This is a genomic window from Streptomyces sp. NPDC055013 (assembly GCF_053608645.1).
Genome location: NZ_JBSGVW010000005.1, coordinates 295,684 through 315,498, shown reverse-complemented (window position 1 = coordinate 315,498; position 19,815 = coordinate 295,684). Strand labels below are relative to the sequence as shown.

General features: G+C 70.5%; 17 protein-coding genes. 11 read left to right on the top strand and 6 right to left on the bottom strand.

Annotation, left to right across the window (positions count from 1 at the left end; all coding sequences use genetic code 11):
• Nucleotides 1-26: 26 nt before the first annotated feature.
• On the bottom strand, nt 27-1,352 hold the full coding sequence (glp, locus tag ACWGDB_RS09520; protein ID WP_453821902.1) for a molybdotransferase-like divisome protein Glp: 1,326 nt from the start codon (nt 1,350-1,352) through the stop codon (nt 27-29).
• Nucleotides 1,353-1,356: 4 nt separating this feature from the next.
• Nucleotides 1,357-2,259 (bottom strand): UTP--glucose-1-phosphate uridylyltransferase GalU, encoded by a 903-nt coding sequence (gene galU / locus ACWGDB_RS09515; RefSeq protein WP_453821901.1) that lies wholly within the window; start codon nt 2,257-2,259, stop codon nt 1,357-1,359.
• Between the two features lie 61 nt (nt 2,260-2,320).
• Here galU and ACWGDB_RS09510 point away from each other — a divergent pair, with 61 nt between their 5' ends.
• Complete coding sequence (locus ACWGDB_RS09510) at nt 2,321-2,974, top strand: 5-formyltetrahydrofolate cyclo-ligase (protein WP_453821900.1); 654 nt, start codon at nt 2,321-2,323, stop codon at nt 2,972-2,974.
• Between the two features lie 88 nt (nt 2,975-3,062).
• Here the strand turns inward: ACWGDB_RS09510 and ACWGDB_RS09505 are convergent, their stop codons facing one another.
• Nucleotides 3,063-5,843 carry a penicillin acylase family protein gene (locus ACWGDB_RS09505; RefSeq protein WP_453821899.1) on the bottom strand — a complete coding sequence of 927 codons (2,781 nt, stop codon included), beginning with the start codon at nt 5,841-5,843 and terminating at the stop codon, nt 3,063-3,065.
• A 228-nt stretch (nt 5,844-6,071) separates the two neighbouring features.
• On the opposite strand from ACWGDB_RS09505, the gene ACWGDB_RS09500 reads away from it, so the two are divergent.
• From ACWGDB_RS09500 to mscL, 6 genes are all read left to right on the top strand, one after another.
• Nucleotides 6,072-7,598 carry a potassium/proton antiporter gene (locus ACWGDB_RS09500; protein WP_453821898.1) on the top strand — a complete coding sequence of 509 codons (1,527 nt, stop codon included), beginning with the start codon at nt 6,072-6,074 and terminating at the stop codon, nt 7,596-7,598.
• 286 nt (nt 7,599-7,884) lie between these two features.
• A complete protein-coding gene (locus ACWGDB_RS09495) occupies nt 7,885-9,177 on the top strand; it encodes an MFS transporter (protein ID WP_453821897.1) in 1,293 nt (430 codons plus the stop codon).
• Nucleotides 9,178-9,244: 67 nt separating this feature from the next.
• Nucleotides 9,245-9,568, top strand: coding sequence for an FmdB family zinc ribbon protein (locus ACWGDB_RS09490; protein ID WP_453821896.1), 324 nt, complete (start codon nt 9,245-9,247; stop codon nt 9,566-9,568).
• 77 nt (nt 9,569-9,645) lie between these two features.
• Nucleotides 9,646-10,488 (top strand): S-methyl-5'-thioadenosine phosphorylase, encoded by an 843-nt coding sequence (locus ACWGDB_RS09485; protein WP_453821895.1) that lies wholly within the window; start codon nt 9,646-9,648, stop codon nt 10,486-10,488.
• A gap of 143 nt (nt 10,489-10,631) precedes the next feature.
• Nucleotides 10,632-11,234, top strand: coding sequence for a hypothetical protein (locus ACWGDB_RS09480; protein ID WP_453821894.1), 603 nt, complete (start codon nt 10,632-10,634; stop codon nt 11,232-11,234).
• 147 nt (nt 11,235-11,381) lie between these two features.
• A complete protein-coding gene (gene mscL, locus ACWGDB_RS09475) occupies nt 11,382-11,840 on the top strand; it encodes a large conductance mechanosensitive channel protein MscL (RefSeq protein ID WP_453821892.1) in 459 nt (152 codons plus the stop codon).
• A 4-nt stretch (nt 11,841-11,844) separates the two neighbouring features.
• Here mscL and ACWGDB_RS09470 read toward each other — a convergent pair whose 3' ends face one another.
• Nucleotides 11,845-12,030 (bottom strand): hypothetical protein, encoded by a 186-nt coding sequence (locus tag ACWGDB_RS09470; RefSeq protein WP_453821891.1) that lies wholly within the window; start codon nt 12,028-12,030, stop codon nt 11,845-11,847.
• A 99-nt stretch (nt 12,031-12,129) separates the two neighbouring features.
• On the opposite strand from ACWGDB_RS09470, the gene ACWGDB_RS09465 reads away from it, so the two are divergent.
• The 4 genes from ACWGDB_RS09465 (at nt 12,130) to ACWGDB_RS09450 (ending at nt 16,815) form a co-directional block, all read left to right on the top strand.
• Nucleotides 12,130-13,368 (top strand): low temperature requirement protein A, encoded by a 1,239-nt coding sequence (locus tag ACWGDB_RS09465; protein WP_453821890.1) that lies wholly within the window; start codon nt 12,130-12,132, stop codon nt 13,366-13,368.
• Between the two features lie 92 nt (nt 13,369-13,460).
• Nucleotides 13,461-14,489, top strand: coding sequence for a P1 family peptidase (locus ACWGDB_RS09460; protein WP_453821889.1), 1,029 nt, complete (start codon nt 13,461-13,463; stop codon nt 14,487-14,489).
• A 180-nt stretch (nt 14,490-14,669) separates the two neighbouring features.
• Nucleotides 14,670-15,890, top strand: coding sequence for a L,D-transpeptidase (locus ACWGDB_RS09455; RefSeq protein ID WP_453821888.1), 1,221 nt, complete (start codon nt 14,670-14,672; stop codon nt 15,888-15,890).
• A gap of 178 nt (nt 15,891-16,068) precedes the next feature.
• Nucleotides 16,069-16,815: a DUF6227 family protein gene (locus ACWGDB_RS09450; protein ID WP_453821887.1), complete on the top strand. Its 747-nt coding sequence runs from the start codon at nt 16,069-16,071 to the stop codon at nt 16,813-16,815.
• 481 nt (nt 16,816-17,296) lie between these two features.
• On the opposite strand, the gene ACWGDB_RS09445 is transcribed toward ACWGDB_RS09450, so the two are convergent.
• Nucleotides 17,297-17,539: a hypothetical protein gene (locus tag ACWGDB_RS09445; RefSeq protein WP_383626643.1), complete on the bottom strand. Its 243-nt coding sequence runs from the start codon at nt 17,537-17,539 to the stop codon at nt 17,297-17,299.
• A gap of 120 nt (nt 17,540-17,659) precedes the next feature.
• Complete coding sequence (locus tag ACWGDB_RS09440) at nt 17,660-19,774, bottom strand: PTS fructose transporter subunit IIABC (RefSeq protein ID WP_453821886.1); 2,115 nt, start codon at nt 19,772-19,774, stop codon at nt 17,660-17,662.
• Nucleotides 19,775-19,815: the final 41 nt, after the last annotated feature.

Below are 19,815 nucleotides of genomic sequence, written 5' to 3'. Positions count from 1 at the left end.
GACACGGTATCGCGGGCCAGGGCCCCTCAGCGGAGCAGGACCACCTCGACCTCGGCGCCGGACTCGACGCTCTCCACGTCCTCCGGGACGACGATCAGCGCGTCGGCGTGTGCGAGGGCGGCGATCAGATGTGATCCGGCGCCGCCGACCGGCCGCACCTCGCCGTCGGTGTACGTCCCGCGCAGGAACTGCCTGCGTCCCTTGGGCGAGCTCAACGCCTTGTCGGCAGCGAGGGTCGCCGTCATCCGCGGCCGGTGGACGTCCTCCAGGCCCATCAGGGTGCGGATCGCGGGGCGCACGAACAGCTCGAAGGAGACGTACGACGACACCGGGTTGCCCGGGAGCGCGAGCAGCGGGGTGTGGTCGGGGCCGATGGAGCCGAAGCCCTGGGGCTTGCCGGGCTGCATGGCGAGCTTGCGGAAGTCGATGCCGCTGCCGGCCTCGTCCTCGTCGCCGACGTGCGACAGCGCCTCCTTGACGACGTCGTACGCCCCGACGCTCACGCCGCCGGTGGTGACCATGAGGTCGGCGCGCACGAGCTGGTCCTCGACGGTGGACCGCAGGGTCTCGGCGTCGTCGGCGACGGCACCCACGCGGTAGGCGATGGCGCCGGCGTCACGGGCCGCGGCGGTGAGGGTGAAGCTGTTGGAGTCGTAGATCTGGCCGTGGCCCAGGTCCTCGTCGGGCTGGACGAGTTCGCTGCCGGTGGACATGACGACCACGCGCGGGCGTGGGCGCACGCGCACCGTGCCGCGTCCGATCGCGGCGAGCAGGGCGATCTGGGGCGGCCCGAGGACCGTGCCCGCCTCGAGGGCACGGTCACCCGCCTTCACGTCGCTGCCCTTGGCGCGCACATGCGCGCGTGCCTCGGCCGGCCGGTGGATCTGCACCTGGCCACGGGCGCCGTCGGGGGCCAGGCTGCGGGCGCGCATCCCGGTCACCGGGCCCTCACCGAGGCCGCCGTCGGTCCACTCCACGGGAACGACCGTCTCGGCGCCGGGCGGCAGCGGGGCGCCGGTCATGATGCGGGCGGCCTGGCCGGGGCCCACCTGGAGCAGGTCGGCCTGGCCCGCCGCGACGTCCCCGACGACCTCGAGGACCGCCGGGAACTCCTCGCTCGCGCCCGCGACATCCGCGACCCGCACCGCGTACCCGTCCATGGAGCTGTTGTCGAACGGCGGCAGGGAGACCGGCACCGTGACGTCGTCGACCAGGACACAGCCCTGGGCGTCGAGCAGTTGCAGCTCGATGGGTTCCAGGGGGCGGACGGTCGCGAGGATGTCCTCCAAGTGTTCGTCCACCGACCAGAGGTGGTCCTGGTCGGCGGGGCGGGGCGCGGCGGCGGTGCTCAACTCGCTACATCTCCTCGGCTACGTAACTGCGAAGCCAGGTCCGGAAGTCCGGGCCCAGGTCTTCACGTTCGCACGCGAGTCGGACAATGGCACGCAGGTAGTCGCCACGGTCTCCGGTGTCATAGCGGCGGCCCTTGAAGACGACGCCGTGCACCGGGCCGCCGACCTTCTCGTCCTGCGAGAGCTGCTGCAGGGCATCGGTGAGCTGGATCTCACCGCCACGACCGGGCTCGGTCTGGCGCAATATGTCGAAGATGGCCGGGTCGAGCACGTAGCGGCCGATGATCGCGTAGTTCGACGGGGCGTCCGCGGCGGCCGGCTTCTCGACGAGGTCGTGCACCTTGACCACGTCGCCGTCCTCGGTCGGGTCCACGGCCGCACAGCCGTAGAGGTGGATCTGCTCCGGCGCGACCTCCATCAGCGCGATGACGCTGCCGCCGTGCTGCTCCTGCACCTCGACCATCCGCTTGAGCAGCGGGTCGCGCGGGTCGATCAGGTCGTCGCCGAGGAGGACGGCGAAGGGCTCGTGGCCGACGTGCGGGGCGGCGCACAGGACGGCGTGGCCGAGGCCCTTGGGGTCGCCCTGGCGGACGTAGTGCATGGTCGCGAGGTCGCTGGACTCCTGCACCTTGGCGAGCCGGCCGGCGTCACCCTTCTTCTGAAGGGCGGATTCCAGCTCGTAGTTGCGGTCGAAGTGGTCCTCCAGCGGGCGCTTGTTGCGGCCCGTGATCATGAGGACGTCGTCGAGGCCTGCCGATGCGGCCTCTTCGACCACGTACTGGATCGCCGGCTTGTCGACGACCGGCAGCATCTCCTTGGGAGTGGCTTTGGTGGCCGGCAGGAAGCGGGTACCGAGGCCCGCTGCGGGGATGACAGCCTTGCTGATCCGAGGGTGCGACTGAGTCATGCCCGACACCATATCCGGTGCCTTTGCAGTGAATCTGAGGCTCCGGTTAATTCACTCTCATATGAGCGCATTAGGAAGGGTACGGGTGCGACCAGTGACTCACTCCGGACGTCCGGCCGACACTGACAAGCGAACGTTGCGGCGAGAGTTCATCTCGGTGAGAAGCAGGTTGACGGCCGATGACCTGCGGGAAACAGCGACCGCGCTGGCGGGTCGGGCGCTGGAACTGCCCGAGCTCGCGCACGCGCGCGTGGTGGCGGCGTATGTCTCCGTGGGGAGTGAACCCGGCACGCTCGCGCTGCTGGACGCGCTGCGCGCCCGGGGCGTGCGCGTCCTGCTCCCCGCCCTCCTGCCCGACAACGACCTCGACTGGGGTGCCTACTTCGGGGAGGACTCCCTCGCCCGCGTCCAACACGGCGGAAAGATGGCCCTCTTCGAGCCCGTCGGCGAACGCCTCGGCCCGGACGCCGTGACCGGCGCCGACGTCGTGCTGCTGCCGGGCCTCGCGGTGGACGCGCGAGGGATGCGTCTGGGACGCGGGGGCGGGTCGTACGACCGTGTCCTGGCCCGCATCGAGGGCGCGGGGGCGCATCCCGCGCGCGTGGTGCTGCTGTACGACTCCGAGGTCGTCGAGCACGTCCCCGCAGAGCCGCACGACCGTCCGGTGGACGCGGTGGTGACGCCGTCGGGGGTACGCAGGTTCCGCCAGGCCTGAGTCCCCGAGCCGGACATGCGAAGGGGCCCTCCACGCGTGCGTGGAGGGCCCCTTCGGCGTTCGCCTTCAGCTGTGTGCCGTCAGCGGCTCACGGCTTGAGCACCAGGGTGTCGCTCGTGCTCTCGTCGACGGCGTCGTCCGAGAAGGACCAGTCGAGCAGTTCACCGTCGGCCCACTTGTCCGTCTGGTCGGTGTAGTGGGCGTTGTAGGCGTGCCCCGAGGCGCCGGTGAGGTTGATCCACTTCGACTTGTCGAGGTCGCCGAGGTTGACCACCATCCGCATCGACGGCACCCAGACCACACCGTAACCGCCGGCCGCGTTCCAGCCGCTGGCGTTGACCGTGGCCTCGCCGCCACTGAGCTTCCAGGGACCGCGGTTGAGGGCGTACTGGAGGAACCCGGGGCCGTCGGTGCCGAGGGTCTGGTTCTTCAGGAACAGGCGGTGCAGCCGGCCCCAGCTCCACGTGTCGATGTCCTTGCCGAGCTTGGCGGTCAGCTCCCAGCGGGCGTCGATCATGGCGCGCTTGAAGAGGCCGTCACGGTCGGTGGCCGCGGGACGGGTGCCGTTCTTCGGCGTCGTCCACCAGTCGCTCTTCTCGTCGTCCAGGAGGCTGCGCACGACCTCGAACCAGCGGTCGCCGCCGTCCGGCTGCGCCTGGTCGGCGTCGCGCTCACCGCACTCGCGGACCTTCTCCGTGTCGTCCGCGGGGCCGGTGGTGTTGACCGGGTCGATCCACAGGCACTGGCCCTTGACCCGCAGCTCCTTGGGCAGCTTGTTGCCGAAGGCAAGCTTGAGGATGTTGCGCCAGACCGAGTTGAAGTAGGCGGCGGCCGCCGAGTCGGCGTCCTGGGTGTAGTCCCAGCCCTCCAGGAGTTCCTGTGCCTCCCGGACGTCGTCCGCGTCCCGGACCGTCTTGTCGTCGATGTCGATCTTCAGCAGCTTGGGCACCAGCAGCTTGGCGATCTCACTGCTGTTGTCGAGCTGCATCTGGCGCATGTCGTCGGTGGAGATCTTGCCGCCGTCGTCGATCTTCGACTGGATCAGATCGGTGATGCGCTGGCTGCGGGCGCCGTAGCCCCAGTCCGTGGTGAGCGTGTAGGGGTACTTGGCCTTGTCGACCACCGCCTGGTTGGCGGTGACGATGTAGCCGCGGGACGGGTTGTACTCGTACGGCAGCTCGCCGTCGTCGATGTAGCCGGTCCAGCGGGACTTGGAGTCCCAGCCGGGCGCCGGGACGGAACCGTCGTAGCCCTGCGCGCGCGTGGGGATCCTGCCGGGGAGCGTGTAGCCGATGTTGTCCTCGGTGTCGGCGTAGATCAGGTTCTGCGAGGGCACGTCGAACAGGGCGCCCGCGGCGCGGAAGTCGGTCCAGTTCTTCGCCTTGTCCATGGCGAAGACGGCGTCCATGGTGGTGCCCGCCTGGAGCGCGGTCCAGCGCAGCGAAACGCCGTAACCGTCGCCGCGGTCGGGGGCGGCGGTGTCGACGGTGGCCTTCTTGCCGGCCTTCACCAGCTCGCTGCTGCGGTCGGACAGCAGCGGTCCGTTGCCGGTCTCGCGGACGACGATCTTCTTGGGGGAACCGCCGGCGACCTTGATGGTCTCCTCGCGCGTGGTGAAGGGGCGCGTCTTGCCGTCGTACAGGTAGCCGTCGCCGGAGAGCTTCTCCAGGTAGAGGTCGGTGACGTCGACGCCGGAGTTCGTCATCCCCCAGGCGATGTTCTTGTTGTGGCCGATGACCACGCCGGGCATGCCCGCGAAGGTGTAGCCGCTGACGTCGTACTGGCACTTGCTGGAGACCGAGCGGCAGTGCAGGCCCATCTGGTACCAGACGGACGGCAGCGAGGCCGACAGGTGCGGGTCGTTGGCCAGCAGCGGCTTGCCGGTGATGGTGTGCTTCCCGCCGACCACCCAGGAGTTGGATCCGATGCCGTTGCCGTTCACGCCGACGGCGGTCGGCAGGTCGTCGAGGACGTCCTGGAGCCCCGACAGCTGACTCTGCAGGCCGGCGCCCTCCGAGCCGGCGGCCGTTCCCGTGCCGCTCGTGGAACTGTCGGCGGAGGAACCCGCGGTGGACGTGGAGCCCTGCTCGAAGGTCTTGGTGACCTCGTCGTACTGGCCCGCCTGGACGATCGTCTTGTTGCGGCCGTAGGGGTAGTCCGGGTACAGGTCCTGGATCTCCTTGGGGCCCAGGCGGCTGGTCATCAGGGCGCGGTCGATCTCGTCCTGCATGTTGCCGCGCAGGTCCCAGGCCATCGCCTTCAGCCAGGCGATCGAGTCGACCGGGGTCCACTTCTGCGGCTTGTAGTCGTTGGCGAACCCGAGGGCCGCGTACTCCAGGGAGATGTCCTTGTTGCCCTTGCCGTCCAGGTAGGCGTTGACTCCCTTGGCGTACGCCTGGAGGTACTTCTTGGTGGAGTCGGACAGCGTCTTCTCGTACTCCTGCTCGGCCACGCGGTTCCAGCCCAGGGTGCGCAGGAACTCGTCGTTGTCGACCTGGCTCTTGCCGAACATCTCCGACAGACGCCCGGAGGTCATGTGGCGGCGCACGTCCATCTCGTAGAACCGGTCCTGCGCCTGGACGAAGCCCTGTGCCATGAACAGGTCCTCGTCGGAGGAGGCGTAGATCTGCGGGATGCCGTAGCCGTCGCGCTTCACATCGACGGGCCCGGACAGCCCGTCGAGCGTTATCGACCCCTTGGTCTGCGGGAAGGAGGCGCGCACGGTGCTGATGGACCAGTACGCCCCGCCGGTGACGCCCGCCACGACGGCCAGGACCAGCACGATGACGATCAGGCGGCCTCTGCGCCCCTTCTTCCTGCCGGACTTGCCGGGCTGCTGACCCGTGGAGGCGGTGGTGTTGGGGGGCATCGCTGTCCTTGCTGTCCTAACGCGAGCGGCAGGCGGTCCTGGAGTGCTGGAGCAACCATAGGCGCAGGGCCCACTCCACCTTGACGCGGAGTGGGCAACCAGCGCGGACGGACGTTCGATCATGCCTGCCCGAGTGTCAAGAAATCGTCAAGAGTTAGGTAAGGTAACGAAGTAGTTGGGTGCGGAGAACCGCCACTTCGTGTCCTATGTACGTGAGCCCGCGCGCGCGTGCGTGCGGGCCAGGGAAGGGAACGGCCGCTGACTGTCCACGACCTCAACCAGCTCCTGCTCGTCTGCTCGCTCGTCCTGCTCGTCGCCGTCGCCGCGGTCCGGATCTCCTCGCGCAGCGGGCTCCCCAGCCTGCTCGTATACCTGGGGATCGGCGTCCTCATGGGCCAGGACGGGATCGGCGGCATCAGCTTCAACGACGCCGAGCTGACCCAGGTCATCGGGTACGCGGCGCTGGTCGTGATCCTGGCCGAAGGCGGTCTGGGCACGAAGTGGAAAGAGATCAAGCCGGCGCTTCCGGCCGCCACCGCCCTGGCACTGGCCGGGGTCTCGGTGAGCGTCGGGGTCACCGCGGCGGCGGCGCACTATCTGATCGGGCTGGAGTGGCGGCAGGCGCTGATCATCGGGGCGGTCGTCTCCTCGACCGACGCCGCCGCGGTCTTCTCGGTGCTCCGGCGGATTCCCCTGCCCTCGCGCGTGACCGGCACCCTGGAGGCCGAGTCCGGCTTCAACGACGCCCCCGTGGTCATCCTGGTGGTCGCCTTCTCCACGCACGGTCCGATCGAGCACTCGTACGTGCTGCTGGGCGAGATACTGCTGGAGCTGGCCATCGGCGCCGCCATCGGCCTCGCGGTGGGCTGGCTGGGTTCCTGGGGCCTGCGGCACGTGGCGCTGCCCGCCTCCGGTCTCTACCCGATCGCCGTCATGGCCATCGCCGTCGCCGCCTACGCCGCGGGCGCCATGGCGCACGGCAGCGGCTTCCTGGCCGTGTACCTCGCCTCGATGGTGATGGGCAACGCCAAGCTGCCGCACTGGCCCGCCACGCGCGGGTTCGCCGACGGGGTCGGCTGGATCGCGCAGATCGGCATGTTCGTCCTGCTCGGGCTCCTGGTCACCCCGCACGAGCTGGGCGACGACATCCTGCCCGCGCTCGTCATCGGGCTGGCGCTGACCATGGTGGCCCGCCCGCTGAGCGTCGTCCTGTGCCTGACGCCCTTCGGCGTCGCCTGGCGGGAGCAGGCCCTGATGTCCTGGGCCGGGCTGCGCGGCGCCGTGCCCATCATCCTGGCGACGATCCCCATGGTCGGCGGCGTCGAGGACAGTCGCCGCATCTTCAACATCGTCTTCGTCCTGGTCGTCGTCTACACCCTGGTCCAGGGTCCGACCCTGCCCTGGCTGGCCCGCAAACTGCATCTGAGCCGGGGACCCGGGGCCGACGACCTCGGCATCGAGTCGGCGCCGCTGGAGCGACTGCGCGGGCACCTGCTGTCCTTCGTGATCCCCGACGGCTCGAAGATGCACGGCGTCGAGATCAACGAGCTGCGGCTGCCCGCCGGAGCCGCCGTCACGCTCGTCGTCCGCGAGGGAAAATCGTTCGTTCCGCTGCCGACCACGGTGCTGCGGCACGGGGACGAACTGCTCGTCGTCGCCACGGACCCGGTACGGGACGCCGCCGAGCGCCGACTGCGCGCCGTGGGCGCCGGGGGCAAGCTGGCCGGGTGGCTGGGGACGAACGGGACGCCCTGAGAGGGCGACCTGAGGGAAGGCCGGAGATACCCTGCCCAATCGCAGGTGGAGCGCTACGTAGTGCTCATTTTCACAGGATCAACGGCCGCTTTCCCCTGTACTATGCAGGAGCACCCAGATCGAACCAACTCTGCCTGACGCAGAGCTGGCGCGACCGTATGGCGGCCGGGACGTCCCTCCTCACATGGGCGCCGGTATCTACCGCAGTTCCGCGCAAGAGGACAGCTCTCGGCGCCGCCCCCGACCCGTAGGGGCCGCGCTACCAGGCGGCAGAAAGGCACGGGCCGTGGCATCCACGGTCACCACCGAGCCGTCGAAGGACGCGCCGGCCTCCTCCCGCCCGGGATACGGACAGCTGCTGCGCACCCGCGGCGCCTGGACGTTCCTGCTCCCCGGCTTCGCGGCACGCCAGCCCTTCGCGATGCTGACCATCTCCATCGTGCTGCTCGTGCAGCACACCACGGGTTCCTACGGTGCGGCGGGCGCCGTCGCCGCCGTCACCGGTGTCTCCATGGCGCTGTTCGCGCCCTACAGCGGCCGCCTCGCCGACCGCTACGGCCAGCGCGCCGTCCTGGTCCCCGGCGTCCTGCTGCACACCCTGTCCGGTCTGACCCTGACGACGCTCGCCCTGACCGACGCGCCCCTGTGGGCCCTGTTCGTCGCCGCCGTGCCCACCGGCGCCTCGGTGCCGCAGGTCGGGCCCATGGTGCGGGCCCGCTGGGGCGTGAAGCTCCAGGGCTCCCCGCTGATGACGACGGCCGCCGCCTTCGAGTCGGTCACCGACGAGCTGACCTTCGTCGTCGGCCCGCTGCTGGCCACCGCCCTGTGCACCGCCGTCGACCCGGCCGCGGGCCTGATCACGGAGGCCTCGCTCACGCTGCTCGGCGGTCTGCTGTTCGCCGCGCAGAAGAGCACGCAGCCCTCGGTCGCCAGCGTCGGGCACACGCGCGTGGAGCACGCTTCCGCGCTGCGCATCCCCGGCGTGCGCGTACTGATCGTGACCTTCCTCGGCATCGGCTCCGTCTTCGGCGGCATGCAGGTCTCGCTGGCCGCCTTCTCCGAGTCGATCGGCGAGCCCGGCCTGAACGGCGTCCTGTACGGCACCTTCGCCGCGGGCAACATGCTCTCCGGCATCGCCTGCGGAGCCATCGCGTGGAAGGTGGCCCCGCAGCGCCGCCTCCTCGTCGGATACGCCGCCCTCGCGCTGACCGCGTCCGGCCTGTGGGCCGCACACTCGGTGCTCGTCCTGGCCGGCCTCGGTCTGCTCGTCGGCATGTGCATCGCGCCCGCGCTGATCACCGGCTACACGCTGGTCGAGAGCCTGGTCCCGGCCGGCGCCCGCACCGAGGCCTTCACCTGGCTCACGGGTGCGGTCGCGCTCGGCCAGGCCGCCGCCGTCACCGTCGCAGGTCAGCTGGAGGACCGCTTCTGGGGCGGCGCCGGGTTCCTGGTGCCGATGGGCGGCACGCTCCTCGCCCTCGCGACCCTGGTGGCGCTGCGCTCGCGGCTGGAGACACGGTCCGGCAGCCGGACGGTCGCACGTGGCGTGGGTCACCGCGTGCCGGTGGCAGTGGACTGAGCGGCTGGAATACGTCACTATGGACCGTCGTTAGCACTCATCGAGTGAGAGTGCCAGGAGGAAGACAGTGCCCACCTATCAGTACCAGTGCACCGAGTGCGGCGAGGGTCTCGAAGCGGTGCAGAAGTTCACCGACGACGCCCTGACCGAGTGCCCCAACTGCCAGGGCCGCCTCAAGAAGGTGTTCTCCGCGGTCGGCATCGTCTTCAAGGGCTCCGGCTTCTACCGGAACGACAGCCGCGGCTCCTCGTCGAGCAGCTCGCCGGCGTCGTCGAAGTCGTCGACGACCTCCTCGTCCGACTCGTCCTCGTCCTCCTCCTCGTCGTCTTCGTCCTCCTCGGACTCGAAGCCGTCGAGCGCCGGCACCTCCTCCAGCAGCTCCGCCGCGTAGGAGTCGTTCCTTACGGGACCCTGTCGTCATCCGGCGACGGGGTCCTCGGCATTTCCGGGTGCGGTTAGGGTGCGGGCATGGCGAACAAGGCGAACGTGGAACTCGGCGTGATCGGCGGCTCCGGCTTCTACTCGTTCCTCGACGACGTGACCGAGATACAGGTGGACACCCCGTACGGGCCGCCCAGCGACTCCCTCTTCCTGGGCGAGATCGCCGGTCGGCGGGTCGCCTTCCTGCCCCGGCACGGACGCGGCCACCATCTGCCGCCGCACCGGATCAACTACCGGGCCAACCTGTGGGCGCTGCGCTCGCTCGGCGCGCGCCAGGTGCTCGGCCCGTGCGCGGTGGGCGGGCTGCGGCCCGAGTACGGACCGGGCACGCTGCTGGTGCCGGACCAGCTGGTCGACCGTACGAAGTCCCGGGTGGGGACGTACTTCGACGGACTGCCGCTGCCCGACGGCGCCGTGCCGAACGTCGTACACGTCTCCCTGGCCGACCCCTACTGCCCCACCGGTCGCGCGGCCGCCCTGAAGGCGGCGCGGGGGCGGGACTGGGAGCCGGTGGACGGCGGCACTCTGGTCGTGGTCGAGGGCCCCCGCTTCTCGACCCGTGCCGAATCGCTGTGGCACCAGGCCCAGGGCTGGTCGGTGGTGGGGATGACCGGCCACCCCGAGGCGGCTCTCGCCCGTGAACTGGAGCTCTGCTACACCTCGTTGACGCTGGTCACCGACCTGGACGCGGGTGCCGAGACCGGCGAGGGCGTCTCGCACGACGAGGTGCTGCAGGTGTTCGCGGCGAACGTGGACCGGCTGCGGGGCGTGCTGTTCGACGCGGTGGCCGCGCTGCCGGCGAACGAGGCGCGGGACTGCCTGTGCACCAAGGCGCTGGGCGGGATGGATCCGGGGTTCGAGCTGCCGTAGGGCCCTGGAGAGGGCGGCGGAACCTTTCGTTCGGGTGAGGGAGTTCTCCACAACCGGCCGGTAGTCCACGGGCTCCGACGGGCGGCGGCGCGATGCCTCATCGTGGCCTGCAAGCCGTTCCGTCGTCGCAGGTGGTGGTCCTCATGTCCGTTGCTCCGTGGTCGTCCCCGTCCTCCCTCCCTTCCTCTCCCCCGTCGCCCTCCCCTTCTCCTTTCGCTTCCTCCCTTCTCGCTCCGCTCCCCCTGGGCGCGGACGCTCCGGCCACATGCGAGGTACCGCACTTCGCCCCCTTACGCGTGCGCGGCGGGGGGTATCGGCTGCGCCGACTCCTGCGTCACCGCAGGCGGGCCGTGGCGGCGGGGCTCGCCGTCACCGCGGCCGCACTCGTGGCGGCGGGTCCGCAGGAGGCCGACCGGGCACGCGGGCATCGGGTGGCGGACCCCGGTCGCCAGCACCGGGCCGTCGAGAGGGTGTCCGCGCCGGTACGGATCGCCGACGGAGCGACCGTGCGGCTGCTGCGACCCGGTGACCGGGTCGATGTGATCGCAGCGGAGGCGAGCGCGACGGGCGGGGAGGCTCAGGTGGTCGCGCGCGGGGCACGGGTATCGAGGGTGCCGGAGGTGCCCGAGCCGCTGGACGCCGCCGCCGAGAGCGGTGCGCTGGTCGTGCTGTCGGTACCGCGCTCCACCGCGGCACGCCTCGCGGGCGCGAGCGCTACGGCACGGCTGGCGGTGACGCTGTGCTGAGCCGGATCGTGCATGTCGTGCACATGGCACTGACCGCCCTGTCAAGTCCCTCGTTCAAGTGGCCTGATTGGACAGGATGGCGTAGCCCTGACGTAGGTTGCGGAGCTGTTCGTTCCACAACCTGCGTATGCGAGGAGAGACTCCGCGGTGAGCGAGAAGAAGGATCCGGGCCTCTGGGACGGCTTCAAGGCCTTCCTGATGCGCGGCAACGTCGTCGATCTGGCGGTCGCGGTGGTCATCGGCGCCGCGTTCACCAACATCGTCAACGCGGTGGTGAAGGGGATCATCAACCCGCTGGTCGGAGCGATCGGCACCAAGAACCTCGATCACTACAGCTCGTGCCTGAGCTCGACATGCGAGGGCGAGCAGGGCATCCAGATCCTGTGGGGGACCGTCCTCGGCGCGGCCCTCAGCTTCGTGATCACCGCTGCCGTCGTCTACTTCCTGATGGTCCTGCCCATGGCGAAGTACCTGGCCCGCGTGGAGGCCCGCCGCAAGGCGAAGGAGGGCACGCAGGAGATCATCGAGGTGACCGAGCTGGAGGTGCTCAAGGAGATCCGCGACGAGCTGGTCGCCCAGCGCGGCTCGGGGCACAACCAGCAGTAGGAGCTCAGATGTGGTGGGGCGGCTTCTCGTCGAGGAAGCGCTTCAGGTCGGCCGCGCTGTCGCCGCCGGTACCGGGCCGCTCGCCCCACCCACGGTCCGTGTCGTCCGAGGACGGCTGGTCCAGCGGGTCGTCGAAGACCAGCGCGGGCTTCGGCTCGCGCGGTTCGGAGGCGGCGGGGGCGGTGCTCATGCGTCCAGGGTACGGCCCGCGCGGCGATGACCCGCGCCCTCGCACACGGGTGATCCCTTACAGGAGAAATTCCCCGCTCCATCTGCTGTGCTTGTCCCCATGACGTCCAGTTCCACTCCCGCGTCGGGCTCCCCCCGCCCACCCGGACACCGCCGCCCGCTGCGCAGGCTCACCGCCCGTGGCCGGGGCGAGGAACACCGGGTCGCCACTCCGCTGGAGCTCTTCTTCGACCTGTGCTTCGCCGTGGCCATCGCCCAGGCGGGCATCCAGTTGGTGCACGCGGTCGCCGAGAGCCACGCGGGCCAGGGGATCCTCGACTACGCGATGATCTTCTTCGCCATCTGGTGGGCCTGGATGAACTTCACCTGGTTCGCCTCCGCCTACGACAACGACGACATCCTCTACCGGGTCGTCACCCTGATCCAGATCGCCGGTGTGCTGGTCCTGGCGGCCGGAATCTCCCGGGCGTTCGAGGACCACGAGTACCTCGCGGTGCTGCTGGGCTATGTGATCATGCGGCTGGCCCTCGTCGGGCAGTGGCTGCGGGTGGCCAGATCGAGTGAGGGCCCGGAGCGGACCATGGCCCTGCGGTACGCCGGCGGCGTACTGCTGTGCCAGATCGGCTGGGTGGGACTGGTGCTCCTGCCCGAGGGCGGCAGACCCTGGCTGTTCCTGACGATGGCGATCCTGGAGATGTGCGTGCCTCCGTTCGCGGAGCGGGACCACCCCACGTCCTGGCACCCGCATCACATCGCCGAGCGGTACGGGCTGTTCACGATCATCGTGCTCGGCGAGACCATCGCGGCGGCCACCGTGGCGGTGAAGACCGGCATCGACGAGAACGACGCGCTGGGCGATGTGCTGCCGATCGCCGCGGGCGGGCTGCTGATCATCTTCGCCGCCTGGTGGATCTACTTCGTGGTGCCGATCCACGGCCATCTGCGCTCCAACAGACAGGCGTTCCTGTGGGGCTACGGCCACTACGTGGTGTTCGCGTCGGCGGCCGCGATCGGCGCGGGGCTGGAGGTGGCGGTGGAGCAGACCGTGGGCAAGGCGCACATCTCGACGCTGGCCGCGTCGGCCGCGGTGACCCTGCCGACGGCGCTCTACCTCCTGACGGTCTGGCTGCTCCACTCGCGTTACTTCAAGGTGGGCATCGCCCAACAACTGGTACTGCCGACCACGGCGCTGCTGGTGATCTGCTGCACGTTCCTGGGCGATTGGGCGGTGCTCGTGGCCGGCATCGTCACGGCGCTGGCGGTGGTGACCGGGGAGACCCTGACGGCCACCAGGTCGGCCCGAGGCCGCGGGACGACGGCGGAGACACCGCTCACCTGACACATGGGGCCGGTCGGGCGCCGGCCCCCCCCAGCGGCCCCGTCCGGCCGGATCTCGCGGGACCGCACCGGTGGCTGCACGAGACTGGGCCCATGACAGTTGACGCACTGACAGATGTCGCCGGGCTCCGGGTGGGCCATGCCACGCGCACCGGCGACGGTTGGCTGACCGGCACCACGGTCGTCCTGGCGCCCGAGGGCGGGGCCGTCGCCGCCGTGGACGTACGCGGCGGCGGTCCCGGCACCAAGGAGACGGACGCCCTCGATCCGCGCAACCTCGTGCAGAAGGTCGAGGCGATCGTGCTGACCGGGGGCAGCGCGTACGGGCTGGACGCGGCGTCCGGGGTGATGGCCTGGTTGGAGGAACAGCGACGCGGAGTGCGGGTCGGGGTGGATCCGGCTCATGTCGTGCCGGTGGTGCCCGCCGCATGTGTCTTCGATCTCGGCCGGGGCGGCGACTTCCGGGCGAGGCCGGACGCGGCGACCGGCCGGGCGGCGGTCGAGGCGGCCGCGGCGAGCGACCCGGGCGATCCGGTACGGGAGGGATGCGTGGGCGCCGGCACGGGGGCGACGGTCGGGCCGGTGAAGGGCGGCATCGGCACCGCGAGCGTCGTCCTCGACTCGGGGATCACGGTGGCCGCGCTGGTGGTGGCCAACGCGGCGGGGTCGGCCGTGGATCCCGAAACCGGGGTTCTGTACGGGGAGTTGTTCCAGGGGCGCGTGGCCTACCCGGAGGAGAGCGTCCACGAGGCCGCGCGCCGGAGCCTCGCCGAGATCGCGGCGAAGAACGCCCCGCCCCCGCTCAACACCACGCTCGCCGTCGTCGCCACCGACGCGGACCTGACGAAGGCGCAGGCGCAGAAGCTGGCCGGCACGGCGCACGACGGCATCGCGCGGGCCGTACGGCCGGTGCATCTGCTCAACGACGGGGACACCGTGTTCGCGCTGGCCACCGGGGACCGCCCACTCGACGCCGGGCAGCCCCTCGCGCTGAACGAACTCCTCGCGGCGGGCGCGGACGCGTTGACGCGCGCGATCGTGCGGGCCGTGCGGGCGGCTGTGTCGGTGGACGGGCCGGGTGGATTGTGGCCGTCGTACGGGGAGTTGTACGGGGAAGGGTGACGAGGAGCAATAACGGGGAGCGGTGACGGGGGCCTCCCGTGCGGGCGCCGCGGGCGATTGTCCCGGTTGTGTCACGTGATGGCGTTCACGGCGCACGTTGGGAACCCGGCCCCGTGGCGGTGGCCTCTTCCACCGTGGAACGGAACGGATCCCGCAGATCGCATGAAGATGGAGTAACTCGTGACAACGCCGGACATAGCAGCGCGGCGCGCAGTGGGGGCCTGTGCCGCCCTGATGATCGGCGCTCTGACGCTCACCGCCTGCGGTGGGAGCGCCAACGCCGATCACGAGGACGGAAAGGGCGGCAATGGCTCGTCCAAGACTTCCGCAGCGCAGATCGCGATCTCGGCGAAGGACGGCTCGACGGGGGCGTCGATCAACTCGACCGGTGTGAAGGTCAGCGACGGCAAGCTGACCGAGGTGAAGATGACGGTGGCCGGGACCGACCAGGCCGTGCCGGGCTCCCTGGCCGCCGACGGGGTCAGCTGGAAGCCGAAGGAGCAGCTGGAGCGGGGGACGAAATACCAGATTTCGGCCACCGCGAAGGACGCCGACGGACGCAACGCCGCGGCCGACTCGACCTTCACGACGGTGTCCAAGGCCAACAGCTTCATCGGGACGTACACGCCCGACGACGGCACCACGGTCGGCGTCGGCATGCCGGTGTCGTTCAACTTCGACAAGGCGATCAGCAACAAGAAGGACGTCCAGTTGCACATCACCGTCACCTCCAGCAGCGGCCAGAAGGTGGTCGGGCACTGGTTCAACGAGCAGCGGCTCGACTTCCGGCCCGAGGAGTACTGGAAGGCCGGCTCCAAGGTCACGATGAAGATCGACCTGGACGGGGTCGAGGGCGCGAACGGTGTCCACGGGGTGCAGAAGAAGACGGTCACCTTCACCGTCGGGCGCTCGCAGGTCTCCACGGTCGACGTCAACACGCAGACGATGACGGTCGTGCGTGACGGCAAGACGGTCAAGTCGGTGCCGATCTCGGCGGGCAGCTCGGAGTTCTCCACCTACAACGGGCAGATGGTGATCTCCGAGAAGTACAAGAAGGTCCGCATGGACAGCCGCACGGTCGATCTCGCCAACGCGTACGACATCAAGGACGTTCCGAACGCGATGCGGCTGACGCAGTCGGGGACCTTCCTGCACGGCAACTACTGGTACAACCAGGGCAACCCGCCCTTCGGCCGCCAGGGCACCAGCCACGGCTGCGTGGGTCTGCAGGACATGAAGGGCGGGCAGGGGGACACCCCCGCCAAGTGGTTCTACGACAGCTCGATCCTCGGTGACGTGGTGATCGTCAAGAACTCCCCCGACAAGACCGTGACGCCGGACAACGGGCTCAACGGCTGGAACATGTCGTGGAACCAGTGGGTCGCGGGCAGCGCCGTGTGACCCACTGAAGTACCGTCCGAGCAGGGAATATTGACAGTTCGTCGGGCCGCGCGGGAACTTCTCGCGCGGCCCGCGCGTTTTACCGGACGTACGTTTTCTCGGTTCCCGGACATGATGTCCGACCGAGGGGCTACGGTATGCACCCACAAGGTGACATGCAGCAACGCCGGGAGAAACCTTGAGCGTTCCGTACGAGACGGCAGCGTACGAACCACCCGAGTCGCCGGAGTCTCCGGAGGAGCACCTCGCGCGACTCCTCGGCCGTGCCCTGAACTCGTTCGAGCTGCCCGACGAGACGATACGGCGACTCGACTGTGCGCTGGCTCACGACAGCTCGCTGCACTCCGCACACCACAGCGCGGGGCTGCATCGGGAGACGTACCGGCATACCTGGCTGCTCGCCGACGGGTCGGCGCTCACGCTCTGGGAGCTCGTCCACAACACCGCGCGGGGCCGGGCCCCGCAGCACGAGGTGTATGTCGACGAGGAGGAGCTGCGCGCCGCGACCGGGCGGCTGCCGCTGCCGCCGGACGCGCCGGACTTCGAACTGCCGGTGACGGTGCAGCTGTCGCCGATCCCCGCGGCCCGGCACGCCTATGTGCCGGACGACTCGGCGGACCACGCGCGCCGGTTACTGCGCCGCGCGGAGAACCCGGACCGGCCGGACGCGGCCACGGCCGCCCTGCTGACCACGGCGTTCGCCCACCAGATCACCCAGGCCTTCGGCCGCCCGGGCCGTGCGGGCCGCCCCGGGCTCTGCTTCTCCCTCTACGAGCACGCCTTCCTGCTCCGCGACGGCAAGGAGATCTCCCTCTGGGAGGTCGAGCACACGGCCACGCCCGACGGCCGGCACATGTGCGAGGTGTACACCAGCGAGGACGCGGCACGCGACGCGATGGAACGACGGGCTGCGCAGGTGCCGTAGGGGTGGTGCGGGGGCCGTGGGAGCGGCTCAGGTGCCGTGGGCGGCAGCGTGCGTGCCGGAGGCGGTGGGCACAGGTTCCGCTGGTCGCGGGCGGGGGCGCCGCACGAGACGGGTCGTCTGAGCACCGCACGTATGGCGGGCGCGCGTTCCGGAGGCGCCGAGCAAGGGTCCCGCTGGCGGCGTGCCCCAATGCCGCACGCGCGGCGGGCGTAGATGCGCGACGAGCTCCGTAGGTGTCGCGGGCGCGGCGATTGCAGGCGGCGGGGTGCAGGTGACAGAGGCAGCGAGGCCTCGATGCCATCGAGCCCAGTACCGAAGGTTGGGTCAGCGCGTGCCGGAGGCGGTGGGCCCAGGTGCCGCAGGCTCGGCTAGCACTAGGCGCCGCAAACCATCGGGCCAAGTGCCGCGGGTGCCCGGGCTGAGCGCCGACGGAGCCGCCGGGCCAGGCCAAGCGGCGCACACGTGCAAGCGGCGCAGCCCGTCAGCGGCTGTCGTCGAGTTGGCGTACCAGGCCGGCGAACGCGTCCCGTTCTGCCGGGGTCAGTTCCACGGCTTCCAGGGCGGGGGCGGTCTGCCGTTGGGGCGGGAGGCCGGAAAGTGCCCAGGGGGTGGTCTCGGGGCGGGTGCGGCGCAGGAGGCGGGCCAGCCCCATCACCCACAGCACGGCCGCCAGGGCGAGGACGACCGGGCCCAGCAGCTGGATGATCGAGACGTTCTCAGGCATACGCTCCAGTAGACAACACGGTCCGGGCCATCGGGCCCGGACCGTGACGTATCTCGCAGGTGCCGTGAACAACTCACAGCGCCCCAAAGGGACAAGCCGGAGGCCTGCCCTGCGGAGGGCTCAGGCCGCCACCGGCTGCTTCGCCGCCGTGGTCGCGGCCGACGGGGGCTCGGCGGCTGCGGTGCCCTCGGGGGCCGTCTTGCGCATGCCCTTCAGGACGATGACCAGGCCCGCCGTGACCGCCGTACCTGCCGCGATGGCCAGCAGGTAGAGGAACGGCTTGCCGATCAGGAAGGTGACCCAGATGCCGCCGTGCGGGGCGCGCAGGGTCGAGCCGAAGCTCATGGTGAGCGCGCCGGTGACCGCGCCGCCCGCCATGGAGGCGGGGATGACGCGCAGCGGATCGGCCGCGGCGAACGGGATCGCGCCCTCGGAGATGAAGGAGGCGCCCAGGACCCAGGCGGCCTTGCCGTTCTCGCGCTCGGCCGTGGTGAACAGCTTCCTGCGGATCGTGGTGGCGAGGGCCATACCGAGCGGCGGGACCATGCCGGCGGCCATCACGGCGGCCATGATCTTCATCGCGGAGTCGCTCGGTGCCGCGACCGAGATGCCGGCCGTCGCGAAGGTGTAGGCCACCTTGTTGACCGGGCCGCCGAGGTCGAAGCACATCATCAGGCCGAGCAGGACGCCGAGCAGGATGGCGTTGGTGCCGGAGAGGCTGTTCAGCCAGTCGGTCAGACCCTTCTGCGCCTCGGAGATCGGCTTGCCGATCACCACGAACATCAGGAAGCCGACGACCGCCGAGGAGACCAGCGGGATCACCACCACCGGCATGATGCCGCGCAGCACCGGTGGGATGTCGATGCGCTGGATGCCGAGGACGACCCCACCCGCGATGAGACCGGCGACCAGACCGCCGAGGAAGCCCGCGCCGATCGTGACGGAGATGGCACCGCCGACGAAGCCGGGCACGAGGCCGGGGCGGTCCGCCATGCCGTACGCGATGTATCCGGCGAGGACCGGGACGAGGAAGCCGAAGGCCGCTGCGCCGATCTGGAACAGCAGCGCGCCCCAGCTGTCGACCTGCCCCCAGTCGAAGTGCTCGGTGACCGACTTGGCCTCGTTGATCTGGTAGCCGCCGATCGCGAAGCCGAGGGCGATCAAAAGACCGCCGGCCGCGACGAACGGGACCATGTAGCTCACGCCGGACATCAGCCACTTGCGCAGCTTGGTGCCGTAGCCCTCGCCGGGCTCGCCCGCGCGCTCGACCGGGGTGCCGCCGCCGGGCCGGGCGGCGGCGGTGACCTCGCCGCGCTCCGCCTTGACGCGGACCTCGGAGATGAGTGCGGCGGGGCGGTTGATGCCCGCCTTCACGCCGACGTCGACGGTCGGCTTCCCGGCGAACCGGTCCTTCTCCCGTACGGCCACGTCGTGCGCGAAGATCACGCCGTCCGCCGCCGCGATCACGGCCGGGTCGAGCCGGGTGAAGCCGGCCGAGCCCTGCGTCTCGACGACCAGCTCGACGCCGGCCTCGCGGCCCGCGTTCTCCAGCGACTCGGCCGCCATGTAGGTGTGGGCGATGCCGGTCGGGCAGGAGGTGACGGCGACGATGCGGAACGGGCGGTCGCCGGGGGCCTCGGCGGGGGCTTCGGGAGAGGCACCCGCGGCGGAGGGGGTGGTGCCCGTGGCGTCGTCGGCGGAGGCCGCCACCGACGACGCCACGGAGTCCTGGGAACCTTCGGAGGCGCCGGAGCCTTCGGAATCGGCCGTGCCGGCCGCCCTTTCCGCCTCGGGCTCGTCCCCCCGAATCAGCGCCGCCGCCGACGTCGCATCCCCCGCCGACCGCAGCGCGTCCGTGAACTCGGGGTTCATCAATTGCCGGGCCAGCGACGACAGGATCGTCAGGTGGGCGTCGTCCGCGCCCGCCGGAGCCGCGATCAGGAAGATCAGGTCGGCAGGGCCGTCGGTGGCGCCGAAGTCGATGCCGGCGGCGCTGCGCCCGAAGGCGAGCGTGGGCTCGGTGACGTGCTCGCTGCGGCAGTGCGGGATGCCGATGCCGCCGTCGAGGCCGGTCGGCATCTGTGCCTCGCGGGCGGCCACGTCGGCGAGGAAGCCCTCCAGGTCGGTCACCCGGCCCAGGGCCACCATGCGCTCGGCGAGGGCGCGCGCCGCCGCTTCCTTGGTGTCGGCGGACAGGTCGAGATCGACCAGGTCCGCGGTGATCATGTCGCTCATCGCGGGCTCCTTCGCACGCGTATCGCCCGGGAAGTCTGGTG